At 60.9% G+C, this 18,220-nt stretch carries 17 protein-coding genes; 4 read left to right on the top strand and 13 right to left on the bottom strand.

What is annotated here, in order from left to right; genetic code table 11:
• Positions 1–200: 200 nt before the first annotated feature.
• Positions 201–539 (bottom strand): hypothetical protein, encoded by a 339-nt coding sequence (locus BN1800_RS30435; RefSeq protein WP_087002804.1) that lies wholly within the window; start codon positions 537–539, stop codon positions 201–203.
• Between the two features lie 218 nt (positions 540–757).
• On the bottom strand, positions 758–1,906 hold the full coding sequence (locus BN1800_RS30430) for a site-specific integrase (RefSeq protein ID WP_087002802.1): 1,149 nt from the start codon (positions 1,904–1,906) through the stop codon (positions 758–760).
• Positions 1,907–2,460: 554 nt separating this feature from the next.
• Between BN1800_RS30430 and BN1800_RS41645 the strand changes: the two genes are divergently transcribed.
• The gene (locus tag BN1800_RS41645; RefSeq protein ID WP_179213929.1) at positions 2,461–2,622 is read left to right on the top strand and encodes a hypothetical protein; all 162 of its coding nucleotides are present in this window, start codon (positions 2,461–2,463) and stop codon (positions 2,620–2,622) included.
• A gap of 485 nt (positions 2,623–3,107) precedes the next feature.
• Here the strand turns inward: BN1800_RS41645 and BN1800_RS30415 are convergent, their stop codons facing one another.
• The 6 genes from BN1800_RS30415 to BN1800_RS30395 all read right to left on the bottom strand — a co-directional run bounded on the left by BN1800_RS30415 (position 3,108) and on the right by BN1800_RS30395 (position 8,431).
• Positions 3,108–4,394 (bottom strand): Tn3 family transposase, encoded by a 1,287-nt coding sequence (locus BN1800_RS30415; RefSeq protein WP_244564712.1) that lies wholly within the window; start codon positions 4,392–4,394, stop codon positions 3,108–3,110.
• The gene (locus BN1800_RS44125) at positions 4,345–4,701 is read right to left on the bottom strand and encodes a hypothetical protein (protein WP_244564714.1); all 357 of its coding nucleotides are present in this window, start codon (positions 4,699–4,701) and stop codon (positions 4,345–4,347) included. The genes BN1800_RS30415 and BN1800_RS44125 overlap by 50 nt, the downstream gene beginning before the upstream one ends.
• 112 nt (positions 4,702–4,813) lie before the next feature.
• Complete coding sequence (locus BN1800_RS30410) at positions 4,814–5,419, bottom strand: recombinase family protein (RefSeq protein WP_087002797.1); 606 nt, start codon at positions 5,417–5,419, stop codon at positions 4,814–4,816.
• 263 nt (positions 5,420–5,682) lie between these two features.
• Complete coding sequence (locus BN1800_RS30405; protein ID WP_087002795.1) at positions 5,683–7,206, bottom strand: acyl-CoA synthetase; 1,524 nt, start codon at positions 7,204–7,206, stop codon at positions 5,683–5,685.
• Positions 7,207–7,494: 288 nt separating this feature from the next.
• Positions 7,495–7,635, bottom strand: coding sequence for a hypothetical protein (locus BN1800_RS41640; protein ID WP_179213928.1), 141 nt, complete (start codon positions 7,633–7,635; stop codon positions 7,495–7,497).
• A gap of 196 nt (positions 7,636–7,831) precedes the next feature.
• On the bottom strand, positions 7,832–8,431 hold the full coding sequence (locus BN1800_RS30395; RefSeq protein ID WP_087002791.1) for a hypothetical protein: 600 nt from the start codon (positions 8,429–8,431) through the stop codon (positions 7,832–7,834).
• 245 nt (positions 8,432–8,676) lie between these two features.
• Between BN1800_RS30395 and BN1800_RS30390 the strand changes: the two genes are divergently transcribed.
• The 3 genes from BN1800_RS30390 (at position 8,677) to BN1800_RS30375 (ending at position 12,261) form a co-directional block, all read left to right on the top strand.
• Complete coding sequence (locus BN1800_RS30390; RefSeq protein ID WP_143534163.1) at positions 8,677–9,312, top strand: hypothetical protein; 636 nt, start codon at positions 8,677–8,679, stop codon at positions 9,310–9,312.
• On the top strand, positions 9,309–10,649 hold the full coding sequence (locus tag BN1800_RS30385; RefSeq protein WP_087002787.1) for a vWA domain-containing protein: 1,341 nt from the start codon (positions 9,309–9,311) through the stop codon (positions 10,647–10,649). The genes BN1800_RS30390 and BN1800_RS30385 overlap by 4 nt, the downstream gene beginning before the upstream one ends.
• A gap of 916 nt (positions 10,650–11,565) precedes the next feature.
• The gene (locus BN1800_RS30375; protein ID WP_143534161.1) at positions 11,566–12,261 is read left to right on the top strand and encodes a hypothetical protein; all 696 of its coding nucleotides are present in this window, start codon (positions 11,566–11,568) and stop codon (positions 12,259–12,261) included.
• Positions 12,262–12,704: 443 nt separating this feature from the next.
• On the opposite strand, the gene BN1800_RS30370 is transcribed toward BN1800_RS30375, so the two are convergent.
• From BN1800_RS30370 to BN1800_RS30345, 5 genes are all read right to left on the bottom strand, one after another.
• Positions 12,705–13,841: a hypothetical protein gene (locus tag BN1800_RS30370; protein WP_087002782.1), complete on the bottom strand. Its 1,137-nt coding sequence runs from the start codon at positions 13,839–13,841 to the stop codon at positions 12,705–12,707.
• Positions 13,842–14,567 carry a hypothetical protein gene (locus tag BN1800_RS44120; protein WP_425299080.1) on the bottom strand — a complete coding sequence of 242 codons (726 nt, stop codon included), beginning with the start codon at positions 14,565–14,567 and terminating at the stop codon, positions 13,842–13,844.
• 9 nt (positions 14,568–14,576) lie between these two features.
• Positions 14,577–15,533, bottom strand: a complete 957-nt coding sequence (locus BN1800_RS30355; RefSeq protein WP_087002780.1) for a formylglycine-generating enzyme family protein — start codon at positions 15,531–15,533, stop codon at positions 14,577–14,579.
• Positions 15,534–15,592: 59 nt separating this feature from the next.
• Positions 15,593–16,924, bottom strand: a complete 1,332-nt coding sequence (locus BN1800_RS30350) for a BatD family protein (RefSeq protein ID WP_244564708.1) — start codon at positions 16,922–16,924, stop codon at positions 15,593–15,595.
• Positions 16,921–18,220: VWA domain-containing protein (locus BN1800_RS30345; RefSeq protein ID WP_087002778.1), on the bottom strand; the 1,300-nt coding region annotated here is incomplete at its 5' end. The genes BN1800_RS30345 and BN1800_RS30350, both read right to left, overlap by 4 nt.

The following is an 18,220-nucleotide window of genomic DNA, read 5'->3' as shown; positions in this document are numbered from 1 at the left end:
TTCTTACAGAATGCGACCTGCGGCTGACTGTGCAGGCGAGTTTTCGATGAGCGAATTCGAGTAGCGGTGCTGCGTGACCCCGTCAACTCCATCGATTTTACGATCAATCGGCATATGCCTAGCTAGGCTTTCGGCCACGTCAGTCAGGGCAGAAAGCGCAGCCGTAGGCAATACATCGGGGCGTGTCATTCCCATCCCTCTTAGCTCTCTTCGAAGACCGTTGGAAGCAGGCACAACGCGTTTGGTGGAATGATGTCATGTGTCTGGAGTGGAGTTTTGCTATCGCGGAGAGGCCTACTCCGCGAGAACGTGCCCGTTAACCTGATATCCGTGGCGAGGTTTCGGCGCTCAACCCTGAAAACGACGAAGCGCTTTTGCTCGTCGTCGTATTCATTGTATGGCCTCGCAGCGACCAAAGCGTCCTCAATATGAAAATTCTCCTCCCGCATAAGCGGGACGGATCCCTCATTGAGTTTCAGGATGGCCCATATCTGGAGTTCTTGGTCACACGTGGTGCATAAGAATTTTTTGTCGGTCATACTCTACCTGGCTCTTGCCAACTTCTCATGTAACAAAGAACGCTTTCAAAGCGTTTATGAGATTGCTCGTTATAGCATTCGGACGCCTAGGCCGCCGCCGTGGGTGCCGTCGGTTAGCAACTCAAGGCCGCTGCACCAATCGCTAGCGTGAAAATTCGCTCTTAATCGCAGTACTCTTGTATCCGACCTTGCTCAAGACGGCCCTCTGTCGAGTTCGGTCAGAGAAGTTTCGCGGCCCGGCCGCTCCTCCTTGTTGCATTGTTATAATAGCTAGACGCCTGCTGCACGGAGCGATGGCGCGACTGCTCCATAGCCTCGGGGAGGGGAATGCCGCGATTGGCGGCTTCTGTCAGATATCCCGACCGCAATCCATGCGCCGAAAACTCCCCACGCTCCAACCCGGCCATCGCCGCCCGCTGCTTGAGGATGGCATTGACCGACTGCGGATCGATCGCCCGCCGCGACACCGTCCCCCAGCGCCCGATCCCCCGAAACACGCTGCCGGTCTCGATCTTGGCGGCACTCATCCAGGCCTTGAGCGCCTCGACCGGTCGGCCGGTCAGATAGACGACATCGTCCTGCTCGCCAGTCGTAGTCTTGGTGCGGCCGAGATGGATGGCGAGAGAGGGGAGGGGGGCGCCATTCTCGACCGGGATCGGCGGCTCGACGGTCAGTTGTTCGCGCCGCAGAGCGGCAACCTCGCTGCGGCGGCGACCGCCGGAGGCAAAGGCGACCATCAGGATTGCCCGGTCACGGAGATCGCGTAGGCTCTCGGTGGCGCAGGTCGCCAGCAGTTTTGCCAGCACATCTGATGTGACCGCCTTGGCGCTCTTGCGACGGCGCGTCCGGGGAACGGCGCGCACGGCGAGACGGATAGCTGACTTGAGGGCAGGGGAGGAAAAGGCGCCGTCGAGGCCGCGCCATTTGGTCAGCGTCGACCAGTTCGCCAGCCGCCGGCGCACCGTCGCTGGCGCATGCGGGCCGACGGATTTCAGGAAGCCTTGGCTCCGAAGGTTTTCGTCGACGTCGGCCGGCATGCCATGATCGGGATCGGTCTCGCGGCGTTCTGGGTCCCAAAGATGATGCGCCACGAATTTCAGCAGCAGTGCTTCGGGCGCCGGCCAGGGCAGCGATTTTCCAGTCACTGCCATCCCCCAGGCTTCGAGATAGGCGAGATCCGAGGTCAAGGCCCGCAGTGTGTTGTCGCCCATACCCTGGTTGACGAGATGGCGCAGCGTCTCGACATCCTGGTCGGTGAGCAGCTCGGCAAGCTCGTCGCGGCGCTCGAGCGGCAGCACCGCGGCGATCGTGTCGAGCTCTTCGGCGCGCCGCTCCACGGCGGTCAGTGATGTCTTGGGTTTGGCCACAAGCGCTCCAAATCGCTGTATTCGGCGGCCATGTCGGCCTTGCTTTGCTGCGATTCTTGCTGATTTGCGCCGTGAAATCAATCTACCATCGATAAGCGATACTTATCGCTGGTTGGAAACACCATTGTAAATCTGCAGCCGTGAAGGAAGCTAGTTTCCAAATACCTTCCGATTAACACTACATTCGCCATAAATTCAATGCGTTATGATCTGGCGACATTGTCCATCCAGACCCCTGCTGCGGCCGATCTCCGATGCCGGCATCGCGCTGGCGCGTCTCGACGAACGCATCGCCGGCTTGCCGGTCGGTGCAGCGACAGGATTCCGATAAGCGGTGGTTCTCAAAGAACAACCGTCAAACCATATCGATCCAGCAATGGAGTCTCATTTTTCGTAACGCGTTATGCAAACCGGACATGTAAGCGTCCACTAGGAAAGCGGACGGCCAAGATTGGGTGTCGGCAGCGATGTGGGCGGATGCCGTCTCGAGTAGGCTGAGCTTGCGACCATGGGACAAATCCTGTCCACCAGCCGCTGGATGGGGAGAAACAGCGATGACCAGATTCTTGACGGCAACTGCAATGACCATGCTCGCGGTGCCTGGCTTGGCCACGGCCTCGGAGGTGGCCCCGGAAATGGCCACAGCCTCCATCTCGGGCACTTCAATGACCGTTGATCAGGACGGCTACCGGGTCGTTGGGACGCTGGCCTGCTGAGTGGAGGGACAGCCGATCCGGTTCGTTTCAACGCTTGGGCCGGGGCAGCGCCTGGTGATCTCGGTTCCGCAGGCCCTTGGTCAGCCGCCGATCGATTTGGAGATCCAGCGCCATGGCGAGGCGCGTGTCCATCGGACCGCCGGAGGGGGAGATCGTGACCATGAATACCTTTGTGAAGCCAATCGCGCACTACATCCTTGGTGTAATCATGTCGACAAGCATTGCCGCCATTGCTGCGTCCGCGGGCGAGCCGGCAGGGGCTGGCACCAACTCTGGCGACGTATCGCGACAGCTGGTCTTGCCGGGCACCAGAATCATTATCGAGCCCGGCGCCTTCGCTATCGGATCAGAACCCACCCAACACCAAGCAGCGCTGAAGGGGCTCCGTGGGAATCTCTGCAATAGCACCCATTAAGGGAATTGGAAGTTCCTTGGATTGAAGCGGTTGGTTCGAATTGGCCTGAAGCGTTCAAGGGGTCTGTCAATTAATCGACGGCTCGGCTGAGATAAACCGTGTTCCAGAGGATGATCGCGTTGACGACGAGGTTGAGGCCGGAAGCCCGGTAGGCCATGGTTTCAGCGACGCGATTGCGCAGCTCACCAAGCTGGTGGAGAAAGACGGCGCGGGCAAGGGCATGACGGCTTTCCCCTTTGTTGAGGATGGCGTGCGATCTGCGTCGCAGCTTCGTGTCGAGCAACCAGTCGCAGATGAAGATCGAGCGCTCGATGCGGCCCATTTCGCGCAGCGCCTGATTGAGCCGGTTTTGCCGGGGCGACGCGGCAAGTTTCTTGAGGATCACCGAGGGCGGCACCAGACCTGCGCCGATCGACGCCTTCAGGCGCAATACCTCATCCCAGTGCTGCTCGATGACATCCATATTGACGGTTCCGGCGATCAGCGCGTCAAGCGGGGCGTAAGCCGGATCTGGATCGATGACGAACAGCCTGCGATTGCCGAGATTGCGGATCCGCGGAATGAGCCTATAGCCGTAGGCATGGAACATGGAAAACGTCGTTTCAGTCGCGCCGGCGGTGTCTGTGGCGTGCTCATGGATTTCGATGGAGCTTTCGTTGTGAAGGAGCCCATCGAGCACGTAGGGCGCCTCGCTCTCGGATGCCTGGATCATGCGGGAGAAGAAGGAGGCGAAGCGGTTGGACAGGAAGCCATAGAGCGAGGCGCCGGGCCGCTTGCCATATTTTGCATTGTAATCGAGACTGGCTTCGCCGCGGCCGCCGGCCGGAAAGAACTGACCGTCCGAGGAGGAGATATGGCCATCGCCCCAGATCGCGGCGAAGGGGTGGTTCTGCTGCGTGTCGAGCAGAACGACGGTCGCCGTGGTATAGGTTTCCGACCGCAAGTGCCGGTCCACCATCAGCATCATCTGATGGATCGTGACACCACGCGAGCTTTCGGCCATGCGCTCAGCGCCCGCGTTGGTGGCGTCGGCAAGGATCGCGGCCATCAGCGCCGCCTCATCGCTTGCTGTCTCACCGGTGCGATAATGGGTGAAACTGTCGAGAAACCTGGTCCAGCTGTGAACTTCGGCGAGCAGGCTGGTGATCTTGAGCCGGGGAACGAGGATATAAAGACGCCGGCTGAGCGCCACGATCCTGTCGCGCTCCTCCTCACGAACAGGCGAGATCGACAGACCCTTGTCGGAAATCGCCGCATCCGGAATGGCGTTGGACGCTGCCGCCTGAGCCAAGGCTTTCAGTTTGGCGTCAAGCGTGGCAGTGCGTTCGGCCCGCCAGGCCGCGAAGCTGTCCGGGATGGCCAGCCCCAGCCTTCCTTCCGCGCGCCTCAGGGCGAAGGTCGCGCGGCAACAGATAATCCTCGAAACTTCGCCATGCCCGGCTGCCATCGACCCAGATGTCGCCGGCTCGCAGACGATCGCGCAGGTGGACAAGCACCGCCACTTCCCAGGCGAGGAAGTCGATCTCGCCGCCACCCGGCCGGACACGTCGTCGCCATTTGCGGCTCAGGAAGGCAAGCGGCACGTGCGCGGGCGGCTTTCGCCCGCGGTAGAGCGCGCGCAGAAAATCGGTTGTGCGAACGGCGATGCCCCTTGGCGAAGGCAATATCCTCGGCCGAGAGCGCATAGCGCGCCAAGGCTTCTTCATAAGCTTCGGGTGGCTCGAACAGAATGGCACGCGACTGCGCGTCGAGGAAGGACATCGATCGTGCCTGCCCTCAAAGTGAGGTGTCGGGCGCGACTTTCTTCCCGGGCCCGGTCCATCCAATCCGCCTCAGTGTGTCGATCAGCGTGGAGCGCGGCACCTTGAAGGTCCGGCAAACGGACGCCTTGCTGGCGCCGCCTTCCAGAGCCGCAAGAATCTGTTCGACCTTTTCGGTGTCGATTGCCGGTGGCCTGCCGCCCTTGCGACCGCGTCGGCGCGCCGCGGCCAGGCCCGCATTGACCCGCTCCGTGATCAGCGCTCTTTCGTATTCGGCAAGCGAGCCAAACAGGTTGAACAAAAATGCGCCATGCGAGTTCGTCGTATCCATTGCCTCGGTGAGAGACCGGAAGGCGATACCGCGCGCCTTCAGTTCCTCGACAATCCGGATCAGATGCGAAAGCGAGCGCCCCAGCCGGTCGAGTTTCCATACGACCAGAACATCGCCCCTGCGCAGTTCCTGCAGACAGGCCTTCAGGCCGGGTCGATCGTCGCGCGCACCAGACGCGCGATCCTGATGCAGATGGCGTTCATCGACGCCAGCCGCAAGCAGCGCGTCACGCTGCAGAGCGACCGACTGGCGCTCGTCACCACTGGATACCCGCATGTAACCGATTAGCATGTACGACAAACCCCAAATCTGAATTTTTCGTACGATGTCACATTCCGACAGGGTTTGTCGCGCAGAAAATCGCCGTCTTTTTGAGATCACCTTGAGCCTTGAGGGCGCGCTACGCGGAAATCACCCGTTTCCCGTCACCTGACCCAAGTCTTAGCTGTAGCGGCTGAGATTGTCGGCGCTCGGGCGCGAGATCATCACGAATTTCGCCTTTTACCCGCAACGATACGCCCCTTTTGCGGTAGGTCTCTGCGTTCGGCTACGGACTATTTTAGTTGCGCAGCTATGAGCTTGTCCCGAAGCTCGCGTTTCAATACCTTGCCGTAGTTGTTCTTTGGCAGTTCATTGAGGTAAACGTAGCGCTTCGGCCGTTTGAACCGAGCAATCTGGCTATTGCAGTGGGCGTCCAGCGAAGCGTCGTCAGGCACCGACCCTGGTCGGGGGACGATGAATGCTACAACGATCTCGCCCCACTCCGGGTCAGGCTGGCCGACGACGCTGACTTCCTGCACATCAGCGTGCTTGAGCAACGCCTCCTCCACCTCGCGCGGATAGATGTTGGCACCACCGCTGATAACGACATCCTTTGACCGGTCCCTGAGCGTGAGATAGCCGTTCTCGTCGAATGACCCCATGTCACCAGTGAAAAGCCATCCGTCGCGCAGAGCTTCGGTCGTTGCATTTTCGTTGTTCCAGTAACCCGACATGACAACATCGCCCCGGCAGACAATCTCGCCGATTTCGCCGGGCCGGACGGATTTTCCATCGGCGGTCACAACTGCCACTTCCACGCCGGACCGCGCGAACCCGACCGAGCCCAAGATGGCGTCGTCGTCCGTTACATGTTCCTCGCGCGGCAACCCGGTGATTGTCATTGGCGATTCGCCCTGGCCATAGATTTGCGCGAAGACTGGCCCGAAGACGGCAAGCGATTTTCGAAGCTCTTCCACGTACATCGGCCCGCCACCATAGACGATCGTCCGTAAATTTGCCGGCACGCGCCCCGACCTATCGGCTTCTTGCCGGAGCCGCTGCACCATTGTCGGGGCAAGAAACACGCTGCAGGCCGCGTGCGTCTCGCACAGATCCATGAATTCCAAAGGATCGAACCCGGCCGATGCCGGAACGACTTGCCTCGCTCCCCGCGCAATGTAGGCGGGGATGTAGAGCCCTGAGCCATGCGACATGGGAGCGGCATGTATCAGGCTCGCGTTTGCGTTGGGGCTATCGATGTCCGCCAAATGGGCGACGGTCATCGCCAGCAGATTGCGATGTGAAAGCATTGCGCCCTTGGACCGGCCTGTCGTGCCGCTCGTGTAGAAAAGCCAGGCCAGTGCTTCCGGGGAAGCAGGCACTGGCTGCCCCCATTCCTCCCGAAACAAACCTTGGTAGATGCCTTCACCGATCACGATTGGCCGACAGTTCGCGACGGACGATCCGTCGAGAGCTCTGACAAGTCCTGAAGCGAGCTTCGGCGAAACGAATACCGCAGCCGCGCCCGAGTCCTCCAGGATTTGAACCGCTTCCTTGACATGGAGCTTGACGTTGACTGGGGTGGCAGCCATTCCGGCGGCCCAGATGCCAAAAAACAGCTCGATGTACTCCGGTCTGTTCTCGCTCATAACCGCAATACGGTCGCCAATCTGAAAACTGCGATGCAGCGCCGCAGCAATCTTCAGCGCCCGCGATCGCAGCTGTGCAAAAGTCCAGACCTGTTGATCCCCGAGGAATACAGCGCCTTGTTGGGGGTGGCGCGCGGCGATTTGATCAAGGAGTGAAAAAACGTTCATGTTATACCGGCTCCGAGAGGCAATCACGAGACGTGAGGCAGGTCGAACTGGACTGTCCGCTCGACGCGCATCAGCAAATCGCGACATGCAGCAAGCGGTCGATCACGATCTTCCTATCTGAACCGAGATGTCAATCTTCGGCGTCGATGGTGCCGACAAAGGCCTGACGGGTTCGAATTTGCAAACCGCGAAGGCGAAAGCTCGAGAAGACTTCAATAGCAGCGGACGCGTCGCGCCGCCTGCTACGCTGTCGGCATCGAGATGATCTGAGAATATGCGAACTCCCCTTCACTGGCAGTCGCCAAAACCACACCGTTCCATGAGAGCAGCAATCTTCGATCGATCGTCGCCGCGCGTGCTGATGCCGAGATTGCCGATGCTGCTTGCCGCGCCGGTCTCGATTACAAAATGTTCGGTGCTGATTGACACTCCGGACGCCCAATTGATCCGCCATGAGCGGCCCAAGCGAAATTCCATCCCCGTTTGCCCAACAGATAAGCCAGAAACATTTTAGGCGCCGGAATCCATCGCAGCGGCCTTGAGTTCCCGGTGGGTGTTCACGTCGGCACAGCTTGTTATCGCTCGAAGGGCGGTGTGATGTCCGGATGGCGCCTTTCCCAACAAATCACCCGCCTTCAAACGCAGTTACGTCTCCCACCACCTTAGGGATACTCGTCGCCAGCAGACGGTGCAGCTCCGTCTCACGCACTCGCCTTGTCTCGTTACTTCCTGGGATGGGATTTGCCCAACAGAATAGCGAATAGAGTAGTTCGATCCCATACTGCTGCAGCCCTCGAGCGGCACGGATGCCTGTACGATGCTGGACGTACCGATCCTCAACTCTATGGCGGGTTACCCCGACATAGGCACCGTAAAATCCGTTCATTTCCGTATAGCCTGAGCGAAGCATGACGTAGAGCCTGCCCCTTCCACGCGGCGTGTCGCACGGCCCAAGCTCTGCTAGAACGACCTGCCTTGCCGCCGCCAGCCAGGGAATAGGTGGAAGGCCGTCCGGAAAGAGCCGCAGCGCGGCCCTCCCCCGACTGTCGCTCCGTTGCCGTAGTTCCTCGTAGGCGAGCGTAGCAAGTTCGAGTCGAGGTGGATCGAGCGCAAGCCATTCTTTGATCTTCTCGTGTAGCTGCGGACGTTCCCAGCCGATAAACGGCCGCGCGGCGCTATAATTCAGCCCTTCCAGCTTTCCGTGAGCGACGGGTTCGTAAGGCATGATGTTCCTTCCAGCCTTCCTTATCAATTGCGTTGACCCTTAGAATTTCAGCAGCCTTCCGGATTCCGACGCGCGATGTTGGGAGCTCGAATCGGCCGCTCTAGTGGAAATAATTTCTGCGAAGTTCTCGGTTGGCTTGGATTTCACCAGCATCCAGGATTGACCAGCATGATTTGATGCGGCGATATCGTTATTGACATCGTCTAATGATAGTGACATTTAATGACGTAAACAAGGGGTTCATCATGATCGCTCCACGCAATTGGTCTGGTAATATGGAGGAGTTCTCTCGCAAAGCGGCCGAGACGCTTGAAGGGATAGGTCATTCGGATGTGAGCGAACCCACGGTGCGGCTGATCCGGGACTATATGCAACGCGGCATTCTCGGCGATGTGGCCAAGAAAGGCCGTGAGGTAATTTTCGAGTATGGGCACCTCGCCAGGTTCGTGGCGGCACGTCTCCTGCTGGCGGACGGGTGGCCGCTTTCAAAGATCAAGGAACATTTCGACCTCAGCAGTCCGGAGGAGATCGAGGCACTGATCCCGGGCGCTCCAAACCGCGCGGTTCTCGCTCTCGAACGCATTCGGAGCGAAAGTGCGGGGCAGTCCGGTGAGCCGCGCCAGACTACGCATTTTAGAGGTCGTGCCGCGAGGGTCAGCAGTATTCATGGCGAACTTCGCGACGCATTGCAGCGCCTCGGCATTCCGGATGGCAGGCCTGCCACAGAAGAATTGACTCTGTTTGCGGTCGCACCCTGGTGCCAACTCCTCGTGCAGTCCGATCGCCTCAGCCGGATCACTCTCGAAGAAGCGGAAGATATCGGACACGCCGTTACAGCAAGCCTCATTTCTCACCTGACCCGAAAAGGAACCTCAAGATGATCTCGATTGCATTCACGCCTCATCGCACAGCGCTCCTCGAAGGGCACTCGAATACGGTGGATGTTCTTGTCCGGGCTCAGGCCCCGGCCGCGGCTGGCCAGCCGAACCTGCGGTCGCCGCTCAATCTTGCGCTTGTCCTTGATCGTTCCGGGTCCATGCAGGGTCTTCCATTTGCGCAGGCTGTTCGCTGCGCGGAGATGATCATTGAAAGGCTGAATAGTGACGATAAGCTGAGCCTCGTCGTTTATGGAGAACGTGCGGAGGTACTCGTACCCGCCGCCAACGTTACGGATCGCGTGCGGTTTCGTCTTGCGCTTCGATCGGTGGAGGCCGGCGGAAATACGGCACTGCACGACGGGTGGCAGGCAGGCGCTGGGGAACTCGCTCGACATTGTCGTCCGGGAACGATTTCACGGGTTCTTCTGCTGTCCGACGGCTGCGCAAATGTCGGTGTGACCGACCCCGCGATACTCGCAAGACACTGCGCCGAATTGATGGAAGCGGGAATTTCCACGTCCACTTATGGGCTCGGAAAGCGTTTCAATGAAGACCTGATGTCTCAGATGGCAGCGCAGGGAGGCGGCCAGGCGCATTACGGTCAGAGTGCCGAGGACCTGATGGAGCCCTTCCAGTCCGAATTCGACATGTTGTCATCGTTATGCGCACGACAGCCATGGTTGTCTCTGATGCCCGTCGAGGGCGTGAAATTCGAACTGCTGAACGACTACCGGATCGACGCAGACGGACGCATCCGGTTGCCTGACATCGCCTACGGGTCGGAAGCCTGGGCGCTCGTCCGGCTTTCCATTCCCCGTGAGAGGACTGCAAAGGGTGACGGGCCAATCAAACTGCTGACTGCGGTACTGGCATACGTGGACCTCGACGGTGCGGTCCATGAAACAGAGGCGTCTCATCTGTTCCTGCCGCTGTTGCCGGAGGAAGCATACGGGGCAATCACCCCGGACGAATTGGTGGGCTCCCGTGCCGCCGAAATCCGAGCGGCTGCCATTCAGGAGCAAGCACGGATTGCCGCGCGGGCGGGTGACTGGGAGAGAGTTGCGCATCTTTTGAGCGCATTGAAAGAGGAAGCGCTTCATAGTTCCTGGCTTGCCGCGTCGATAGCAGAACTTGAGCGCTATGCCCGAAACCGGCAGGGGCAACTCTTTTCCAAGGAAGCTCACCACAAGGCCACGCGCATGAACACTCGGCTGACGTCGATCGACGAAAGTTTGTCCTCTTGGTCCACTGATGAGGAAGTGGTGAAGGCCTCGTTCTTGCGCCGCAAACTTGAGGAAGGCCGCCGATTTGTACGTCCATTGAAGGACAGCAACGAATGAAGGAAGTGAGCGTTTGAATCAGCATCGGCCCGCTATCCCCTGAACCGACTGCCACTAGGTGCATCAGTTTGTTGGCAAATTCATAGCATAGGTGGGTCATCATCGGCGCCGATCGTGAGCCGACTGGGCATGCGGCGGCGGGCTGCATCAGCCGAGGCCTGACACGTGGGTGGCTCCCCGAACCCGATCGGAAAGTACCGTAGCGGAGTTCAAGCCAGGTGATTCACATCGACCCATTTTTTAATAGGTCACGCCACTGAAAGCATCCCTTAGTTGTTTGCAGGCTAGAGTTCCATGAAACGGCATCGGGTGATCAATGGAAACCGCCAATAATCCTGGATATCGAGGCAGCATTGCGCCGCCATGATCTGAATGAGGGGCGGCGAAGGTTCATTGGAGAACTTTGGCATGGGACGTGAAAGTTGCTATGAGCGCCGCGACGAGGAAGAACGCAGCGAGCGCGAACGCCGGGCGGAACGAGTACAGGCACACGAAGAAGGTCGGTGCGCTAACGGACGACAGGTCAAGGATACGATCCTCTATCTTCTCAGAAAAGCACCAGCTTCGGCTCCCTCAAGATCGAGGCGGACGATCATATTGGCTGAAAGGCGATCAGGACTTCAAGGACTGAGGAACGGAAATGATGAGGCCGCCGACATGCCCGGTGGGCGGTTAAAGGGTGTGTGAGTGGAAGCGGGGCCGCGACGGACGGCCGCAGTTGACACTGCAGACGCGCAGCATTCCGTCGGCGCGGACGTCAAGGGGACTATCACCCGCATGAGCTTCAGGAATGTCAAAGGCCCTCACAATGCGATCCGGTCCGTAGTGGCCAAAGGCTGCCTACAGGGTCATCGGCTTCGGCACGTCCGAGATCGACGCAAGAGCGTGGCAGCCCCGCATCACCGCGGTGCGCGTCGTGCTCGAGACCCTTTCGTCACCCGGATTGCCTGCCGCTGAAGACGCGCTGCAAGATTGCTTCAGCGTTGTTAAGGGCCTGTTTTCGCGGATCGCGCTAGGCGACACGTCGGACTGGTACACCGTGTCGAGACTGCTCGGATACCCTTCCTCCGAACTTGCGAGGGCTACGTCCTGGCGCATGTCGTGGGCGCGAATGGCGATCCGGGTACAGGACGCGGAGGTCTACGAGATCGTCCGTTCGCGGATAGTCGAAGACCACTGCCTCGAAATGCTCGGCAATTATCTCGACATGGCGGTCGACGCGGCCCATCCCCTCGACGAATTCGGCTGGGCATATATTCTCTGGTCCAGCTCCGAGTGGGACATCCTTCATATCGGCGCCGCGGCCGGTAGCGTCGAGCACGTGGTCAAGCGCCTGGACCGCGAGCACCCCGACCACAATGCCTTCGGCGTCCTGGCGACATGGCTCCTTCACGATCCGCTCGACGCCTACCGGCGTATCCACGAGCGTCTTTTCTCACACGCGATCGGCGACGGCTTCTTCCGCATCGCGCTGGGAGACGCAAAGGCGGTCGTCGAGCAGATTCTGCGCGACACGGGGAATGTTTCCCATTCGCCATGGCATGGCGACCAGGGGGTGAAAAACGGGGCGTGCCACACCACGTCCTCCGGCGAGGACCTTTACATCCGATAAGGGGCGGATGCCGGCTTGTGAAGGACTGCTTGGAACTTTCTGTCTAAAGCTACGCGGAGCGCGCTCGGCGCATTGTGGCTTGTCGCCGCGGGAAGCATGCTCGGCGAGTAAAGCAACGAAGGAACCGAAATGCAGACCAATGACGAAGTACTCGCGCTCTTCGACAGGGTGCCGCGCGACCCTCATCGGCAGGTGTCATTAGAGCTGGCTCGGTCTGTCTGAACAGTTCCCGGCGTTTTGCTAAGTGGATTTCGGCCTACAAAAGGCTGTCCGCGCGAAAACCCGGGCTTTCATCGAAGCTCGTCGCCGAACGGACATAACATTGGGGTTTCTTCTGGACTTTGCCGAGGGGGCCGCGGCACGATCTTGCCGCAGGAGGACTTTGTTTTGGCGCGATCAAGTGTGATCGCTACACGAGCTGGCGACTTACGCTGACTGTCCGATCACAGAAGAAGCAGCCGCTTAACGATCGGCCCGAGCTGCGAATACGACAGGTACGAAGCGCCGACCACGAGCATCGGCAAAAGCGCGGGGAGCAGCACGGGCAGGACGTTCCCCTTGTTGATCAGGAGCGCCGACGTCTTCATCGACGCGAGATAGACGGGCTTCACGTCGTGGAATTCCGCCACCTCCGGCTCCGCTTCGTCGGCGAAGACGTTGCCCCCCAGCGTGGTCCGTTCGCTCCATCGTTCGAAGGCGGTTGCCTTCGTCAGGGATAGCAGAACCGCCTTTCTCTTCAGCCGGGAGACCAGCAGAGCGACGCCTATCAAAGGGACGATGTAGTAGATCGCCACGACCGCCAGCCACGCGACGCATACGGCGGTGAAAAGGCCGGGCGTAACGGTCTCTCGCTGCATGACGTGGCCTACGCCCGCCGCGAACACCGAGCTCACCGCCAATGTAAACAGACCGTAGCCCGCCGGGTAGAAGCCCAGGAAGCCGAGACCTGCGTGACCGTCCGGATGCGTGGCGACGAGACGAAGGCGGCACCTGCCGAAGGCCGAGAGGAGCCGCCACCAGACGACATGCTTCCATATCAGTCGCGTCAGCAAGAACCAGTAGAGGGTGTTGCCGACGACGAGACACCACAGGCCGGTCACCGAGACACCTCCTTCAAACACTGCCCAGGCGGGACCGCCTCCACCGAGGAACGTCGCTGCGTTGAATGCCGTCGCCATGACGGCGAGTGCCGCGCACACGATCTCCGGCGCTCGGGCGGTCGTCCGGCCGCGCGCTTCCCGCAGCGCCTCGCGCGCGTGCGGCATTGACTGCGACGCCACCAGCGGGACGCGGAACAGGAACGACAGGCATTCATCGAGCGCGAAGCCGATCGGTTTTTCGGCAAGCGTCAGCAGGACGGGCGCGATCAGAAACTTCGCCCATGCACCCCAGTCGCGCAGGAAGAGCACCACTCCATAGCCGCCGCGCGTCGCCAGCAACAGCAGCACCGGGACGGTCCAGCATAGCAACGCCAGCACGAACGCCCGCCACCTGCGCTTCCCCATGCCCAGGCGGTCCATCAGGTCGTAGAAAGGACCCCCATGCATGATCCGAAGACGATCGACGTCCGCGCCGGCCATCTAGCCCTCCGCAGCGGCGGCTTTGGCCTGCTGCGTCCGGATCGCAGTCGCGGCTGCCGCTGCGCCATCGCGGTCGTCGTTGCCGACATGCACGGACGAGGTCGCGAACTCGATGCTGTTTTCCTTGAAAGCCTCGCGGATCTTGGCGTACGCCTTGCGCCTTATGTAGGTCTGCATGCCGGGGAGGGTCGTCATGGCAAAACTGAGGACGATGCCGTAGTCGCCGAACTCCTCGACGCCCTTCATCTTCAACGGCTGGATGAACAACGGTCCGAGTTCAGGGTCGGCCCGTAGTTCCGCTCCGATCTTCTTCGCGATCATCGCCAGATCGACGATGCCCTTTTCGCCACCCTTGGCGACGCCCATAAGATCGTCCGCGAGGATCGACTTGAAGGGTTCCTTCGCCTTCCATTCGGAATGTTGCGGCGCAAGCTTCTTCACGCGGTCGAGCATGAAGGCAAAGTGAAAGTAGATCGGCTGCTCGGACCAGAGCGTGCCATCGTTGTCGAAGACCGCAATCCGATCTTCCGGCGCGACGTACCCTTCACCGCCCGCGGTCGTCGTCGCTTTCACGAAGTCTATGATCCGCGTCTTCGCGGCCGTGTCGTTCCACGAGGGCACAGCCTCCTGAGCCAAGGTTGGGCCGAGGATGCCTCCCACTAGCAAAAGGCCGGCGACGAGAAAAGCCGCAAGCACGGTGTCGTAGATCTGAGCGCGGAACTTCATCTCTTCACCTCAAGTTCTCTTTACGCATCGGAAGCCGACGTGGCTGGTGGAGGTATCCTCGGGTTCGGCATGACGGGCCGCTGGTCGGTACCGCCTGCAGTAATTCGGCGCACACAGTTGCGACCCGCCTTTGAGAACCCGCCTGGCGATGCGGATGGCCGGCTGGCGTGGATCGAAGCTCGAATCGGCGTCGCCCCCGCGCGGATTGCTTGGGATGCAGCATGAATGCTCCGCAGGTTCCGGGTGGCGTGTCGACCAGTAGTCGCTCGTCCATTCCCAGACGTTGCCGATCATGTCGTAGAGACCGTAGCCGTTCGCAGGGAAGGACCGGACTGGCGACGTGCGTTCGCTTCCCTTCGGCTTGGTGGAATGGATCGGGAACGTGCCGCTCCAGGTGTTGGCCATCGCGACGCCGCCGGGCGCAAGTTCGCTCCCCCATGCGAATTCCGTGCCGTCCGCTCCACCGCGGGCAGCCAGCTCCCATTCCGCCTCCGTGGGGAGATCCATCCCCGCCCAGTGCGCGTAGGCGAGTGCGTCTCTGTAGGCGACGTGGACGACGGGGTGGTCGAGCCTGCCGCGCAGGTCGCTCAGTCCGCCGAGAGGACGCCGCCAGTTCGCACCGAACTTGAAGATCCACCACTGCGAAATATCCGGTCCGTCGACCGACTTTGGTTGCACGAAGACCAGCGAACCCGCCCTCAGCATCTCGGGCTTTGCCCCCGGATAGTCGTCAGGATCGGGCGCCTTCTCGGCGACGGTGACGTGCCCCGTCGCCTCGACGAATTCCTTGAACTGCCTGTTCGTGACCGGCGTCTCCGACATCCAGAAGCCGTCCACCTTCACTGGATGGGCAGGGGCCTCTTCCGGATAGTGGTCGTTCGATCCCATCGTGAACGTCCGGCCGGGAATCCAGACCAGTCCATCGTCCCGTCGGTCGTCTGCCGCACTCTCGAATGCCATTGCCATAGCCACCTCCAGGACTGATCCTCCCGACCTTAACTTCCACGCCGCGCGAGGGAAGATTGTTACCGTAACAACGAGGGTAACAACGGCCTCCGGGGCGTGGGATTCAGATCGGGCAGGGCGCTCTTCGCATCCTCGCGCTCCGCAGCGGGCAGAGCGATCGCAGACGCCAGCGCCGTCCGATCCAACTGTGCGTCGCGCGAGCGGAAGAGACGCCGCTCGAGGAGCGCGACCTGCGGCGCCAGCCTCGGATTCCCTTGCGCGTCGACCCAGGCCGTGACCGTCCTGAATCCCAGGCGACGGCTCCAGTCCTGGAGCGCGCGATAGATGGCATCGTCGGGACCGACCCTGATCACCGCCTGGAGCCGGCGCAGTCTTCGATGCGGAGAATTCCGGCGCTGTTCCCGAAACCTTTTCAAGCCTGCGCGAATTGCCGGATAGCGTCGCCATGCGAACAGAGCCGCAGCGACATCGACCGCGCCCAGCAACATCACTGTAAGCAATCCTCTCGTCATTCCCCTCGAAGGGGCGGATTCCTGATCCAGTTTTGGATCGATACGCGTGCGCGGCGTTGTTGGTGCTGCGACGACGAGGCCGACGGCGGGAAGGGTCGCAGCCGCATTGGCATGGCCATCGACGTCGAACCAGGAATAGGAAATCGCGGGAAGCGAAAAACGGCCCTCGCTGGACGTCGTGTAGACGATGGTCTCCGTTCTGGTGCTTCCGGTCTCGACGCTGCGGCCTATCCCGCGTCGTTCCACCCCGTCCGCAAGCAATGGCGGCTTTGCGTATGTGGCGAGTCCCGCGACTTGCGCAAGGTCGAGGGGCGGCATCAGCATCGCCTGCGTATCCTCTGCAAAGATGACGATCGTCCTTACGACTGCGCCTCCCACCCTGAGGCTTGCCGGATCCCTGTCGAAGGACTGGGTGACGGTGAGATTACGCGCGGCAAACGGCGTCGAGGTCTGGCCGGAAGCCGGAGCGACCTTGAAGGAAGGGAGGGCCATCTTCACCTGCGTCTTCACAGGATTTCCATTCGCGGAATAGCCTAGATCGATGTCGATCTCGGGGAGCGGGAAGGATCCGGCCTTCTCCGGAACGACGGCGTAGCTCCTGCGGATTCCGGAATACTCCACGCCGTCGATCGTCTGCACCAGGTTCTGGGGACGGTCGTCCGACAGCGTTACGAGGGCGTCCGGCACCTTGAACAGCGGAAACTGCGGCGGCGACGTAAAGAAGTCCGGCGCGAAGACGTCGACGACCACGTGCACCTGCTGGCCGGGAACGATCCCTTCGGCGCCTTCGATCGACGCCCGCCCGAACGGCTCGGCTGCGAAAGCCCGTGCACATGTCAGGAGAACGATCAGGACGACGAGGAATTTCATCGTGATCATTGCGCCATCCTCCCGGCCTCGATCGAGAATTTGCGGGCCATCAGGTCGGCCGGACTGACGGAGATGTTTTTCATCCACATCTCGGAGGTCTGCTCGGCGACGTTGATCGTGCCTTCCTTTCCCTGCTTTCCCTTGTCGTCGAACTGGACGCTGTCCGGGGCCTCGCTCGGCTGCTCCGGCTGCTCCTCCTGTTTCTCCTTCTGTGCCTTGACAAGCTGTTGCGCGACGGCGAGGTTTGCTGCCGCATCCGGCCAATCCTCTCGTTTCTGGAGCGCCTTTCCGTAGGCGGCGACCGCCTCGTCGTACTTCCCGAGGTGCAGAAGGGCGTTGCCCTGGTCGTACCAGCTCTCGGCGGTGTCGACGGAAGCGAGCACGTCCACCGCCTCCTTGAACTTTTCGGCGCGATAGAGGGCGACGCCCTTCCACATCGGATCGGAAAACTTGTCCGCCGCCGCGGAGTAGTCGCCGCGTTCGAAGGCGATCCGCCCCTGCTGGTCGTGCGTCAGCCACATATCCGCAAGCCCCGCGGCGCGCGCGGTACCTGGCGAGAACAGTTGGACTGCCAGCAGCACGATGCCAGCCCGGACCACCCACCCTTTGCGGAAGGAGAAGGCCATGGCGATCGCCAATGGCACGATCAGCCACCAGCCCAGGTCGCGCCAGCGGTCGCCTTCCTTGGCCTGCTTCTGCGCGAAGTTCGAGCGCACCCGTTGCGCGACCCACCGGACGTCCGTGTCGTCGTCCGTCACCGTCGCGACGCTCGCTCCGGTTTCCTTTCCAATTTCTTCCAGCTTCGCCACGTCGAGTTTCGCGAACAGACGTGATCCGGAAGGATCGGAAGCGAATCCGCCGTCGGGCGTCTTGACCGGACCGCCGGCCGACGTGCCGACGCCAAGGATGACGATGCCGTTCGAATTGGATTCGATCGCCTTAGAGGCCGCTTCCTCGACCCCGTCGGTCAGCAGGAGGATCGTGCCCGACGCTTCTTCCTTTTCGAGCAGGCTGTCCGCCAGCGCCAGGGCGGCTGCCGTGTCCTTGCCAGGCCTCGGCATGAGCCGCGTCGCCAGAGCGTCGGAGTAGCTTTCGAGCAAGGCGGCGTCCTCCGTCGGCGGCAGCACGAGATGGGCGCTCCCCGCATAGGCGACGATCGCAGTCCGAGCACCTTGCCTCGTATCGATCACGTCCTTGATCTTCAGCTTGGCGCGCTCGATCCGCGAGGGGGTCACGTCAATGGCGTCCATCGTCTGCGACAGATCGACCGCGATGACCAGAGGCGCGGCGTCCTCGACGAAGGGC

It is taken from the genome of Rhizobium sullae (genome assembly GCF_900169785.1).
Lineage (GTDB): Bacteria > Pseudomonadota > Alphaproteobacteria > Rhizobiales > Rhizobiaceae > Rhizobium > Rhizobium sullae.
This window is presented reverse-complemented; position numbering and strand designations above follow the sequence as displayed.

Excerpts from the sequence above, each read along its gene's own strand:
- BN1800_RS30435 (WP_087002804.1), bottom strand. The coding sequence starts at position 539 with ATGACCGACAAAAAATTCTTATGCACCACGTGTGACCAAGAACTCCAG.
- BN1800_RS41645 (WP_179213929.1), top strand. The coding sequence starts at position 2,461 with ATGACCAGATTCTTGACGGCAACTGCAATGACCATGCTCGCGGTGCCT.
- BN1800_RS30410 (WP_087002797.1), bottom strand. The coding sequence starts at position 5,419 with ATGCTAATCGGTTACATGCGGGTATCCAGTGGTGACGAGCGCCAGTCG.
- BN1800_RS30405 (WP_087002795.1), bottom strand. The coding sequence starts at position 7,206 with ATGAACGTTTTTTCACTCCTTGATCAAATCGCCGCGCGCCACCCCCAA.
- BN1800_RS30395 (WP_087002791.1), bottom strand. The coding sequence starts at position 8,431 with ATGCCTTACGAACCCGTCGCTCACGGAAAGCTGGAAGGGCTGAATTAT.
- BN1800_RS30390 (WP_143534163.1), top strand. The coding sequence starts at position 8,677 with ATGATCGCTCCACGCAATTGGTCTGGTAATATGGAGGAGTTCTCTCGC.
- BN1800_RS30385 (WP_087002787.1), top strand. The coding sequence starts at position 9,309 with ATGATCTCGATTGCATTCACGCCTCATCGCACAGCGCTCCTCGAAGGG.
- BN1800_RS30370 (WP_087002782.1), bottom strand. The coding sequence starts at position 13,841 with ATGGCCGGCGCGGACGTCGATCGTCTTCGGATCATGCATGGGGGTCCT.
- BN1800_RS44120 (WP_425299080.1), bottom strand. The coding sequence starts at position 14,567 with ATGAAGTTCCGCGCTCAGATCTACGACACCGTGCTTGCGGCTTTTCTC.
- BN1800_RS30355 (WP_087002780.1), bottom strand. The coding sequence starts at position 15,533 with ATGGCAATGGCATTCGAGAGTGCGGCAGACGACCGACGGGACGATGGA.
- BN1800_RS30350 (WP_244564708.1), bottom strand. The coding sequence starts at position 16,924 with ATGATCACGATGAAATTCCTCGTCGTCCTGATCGTTCTCCTGACATGT.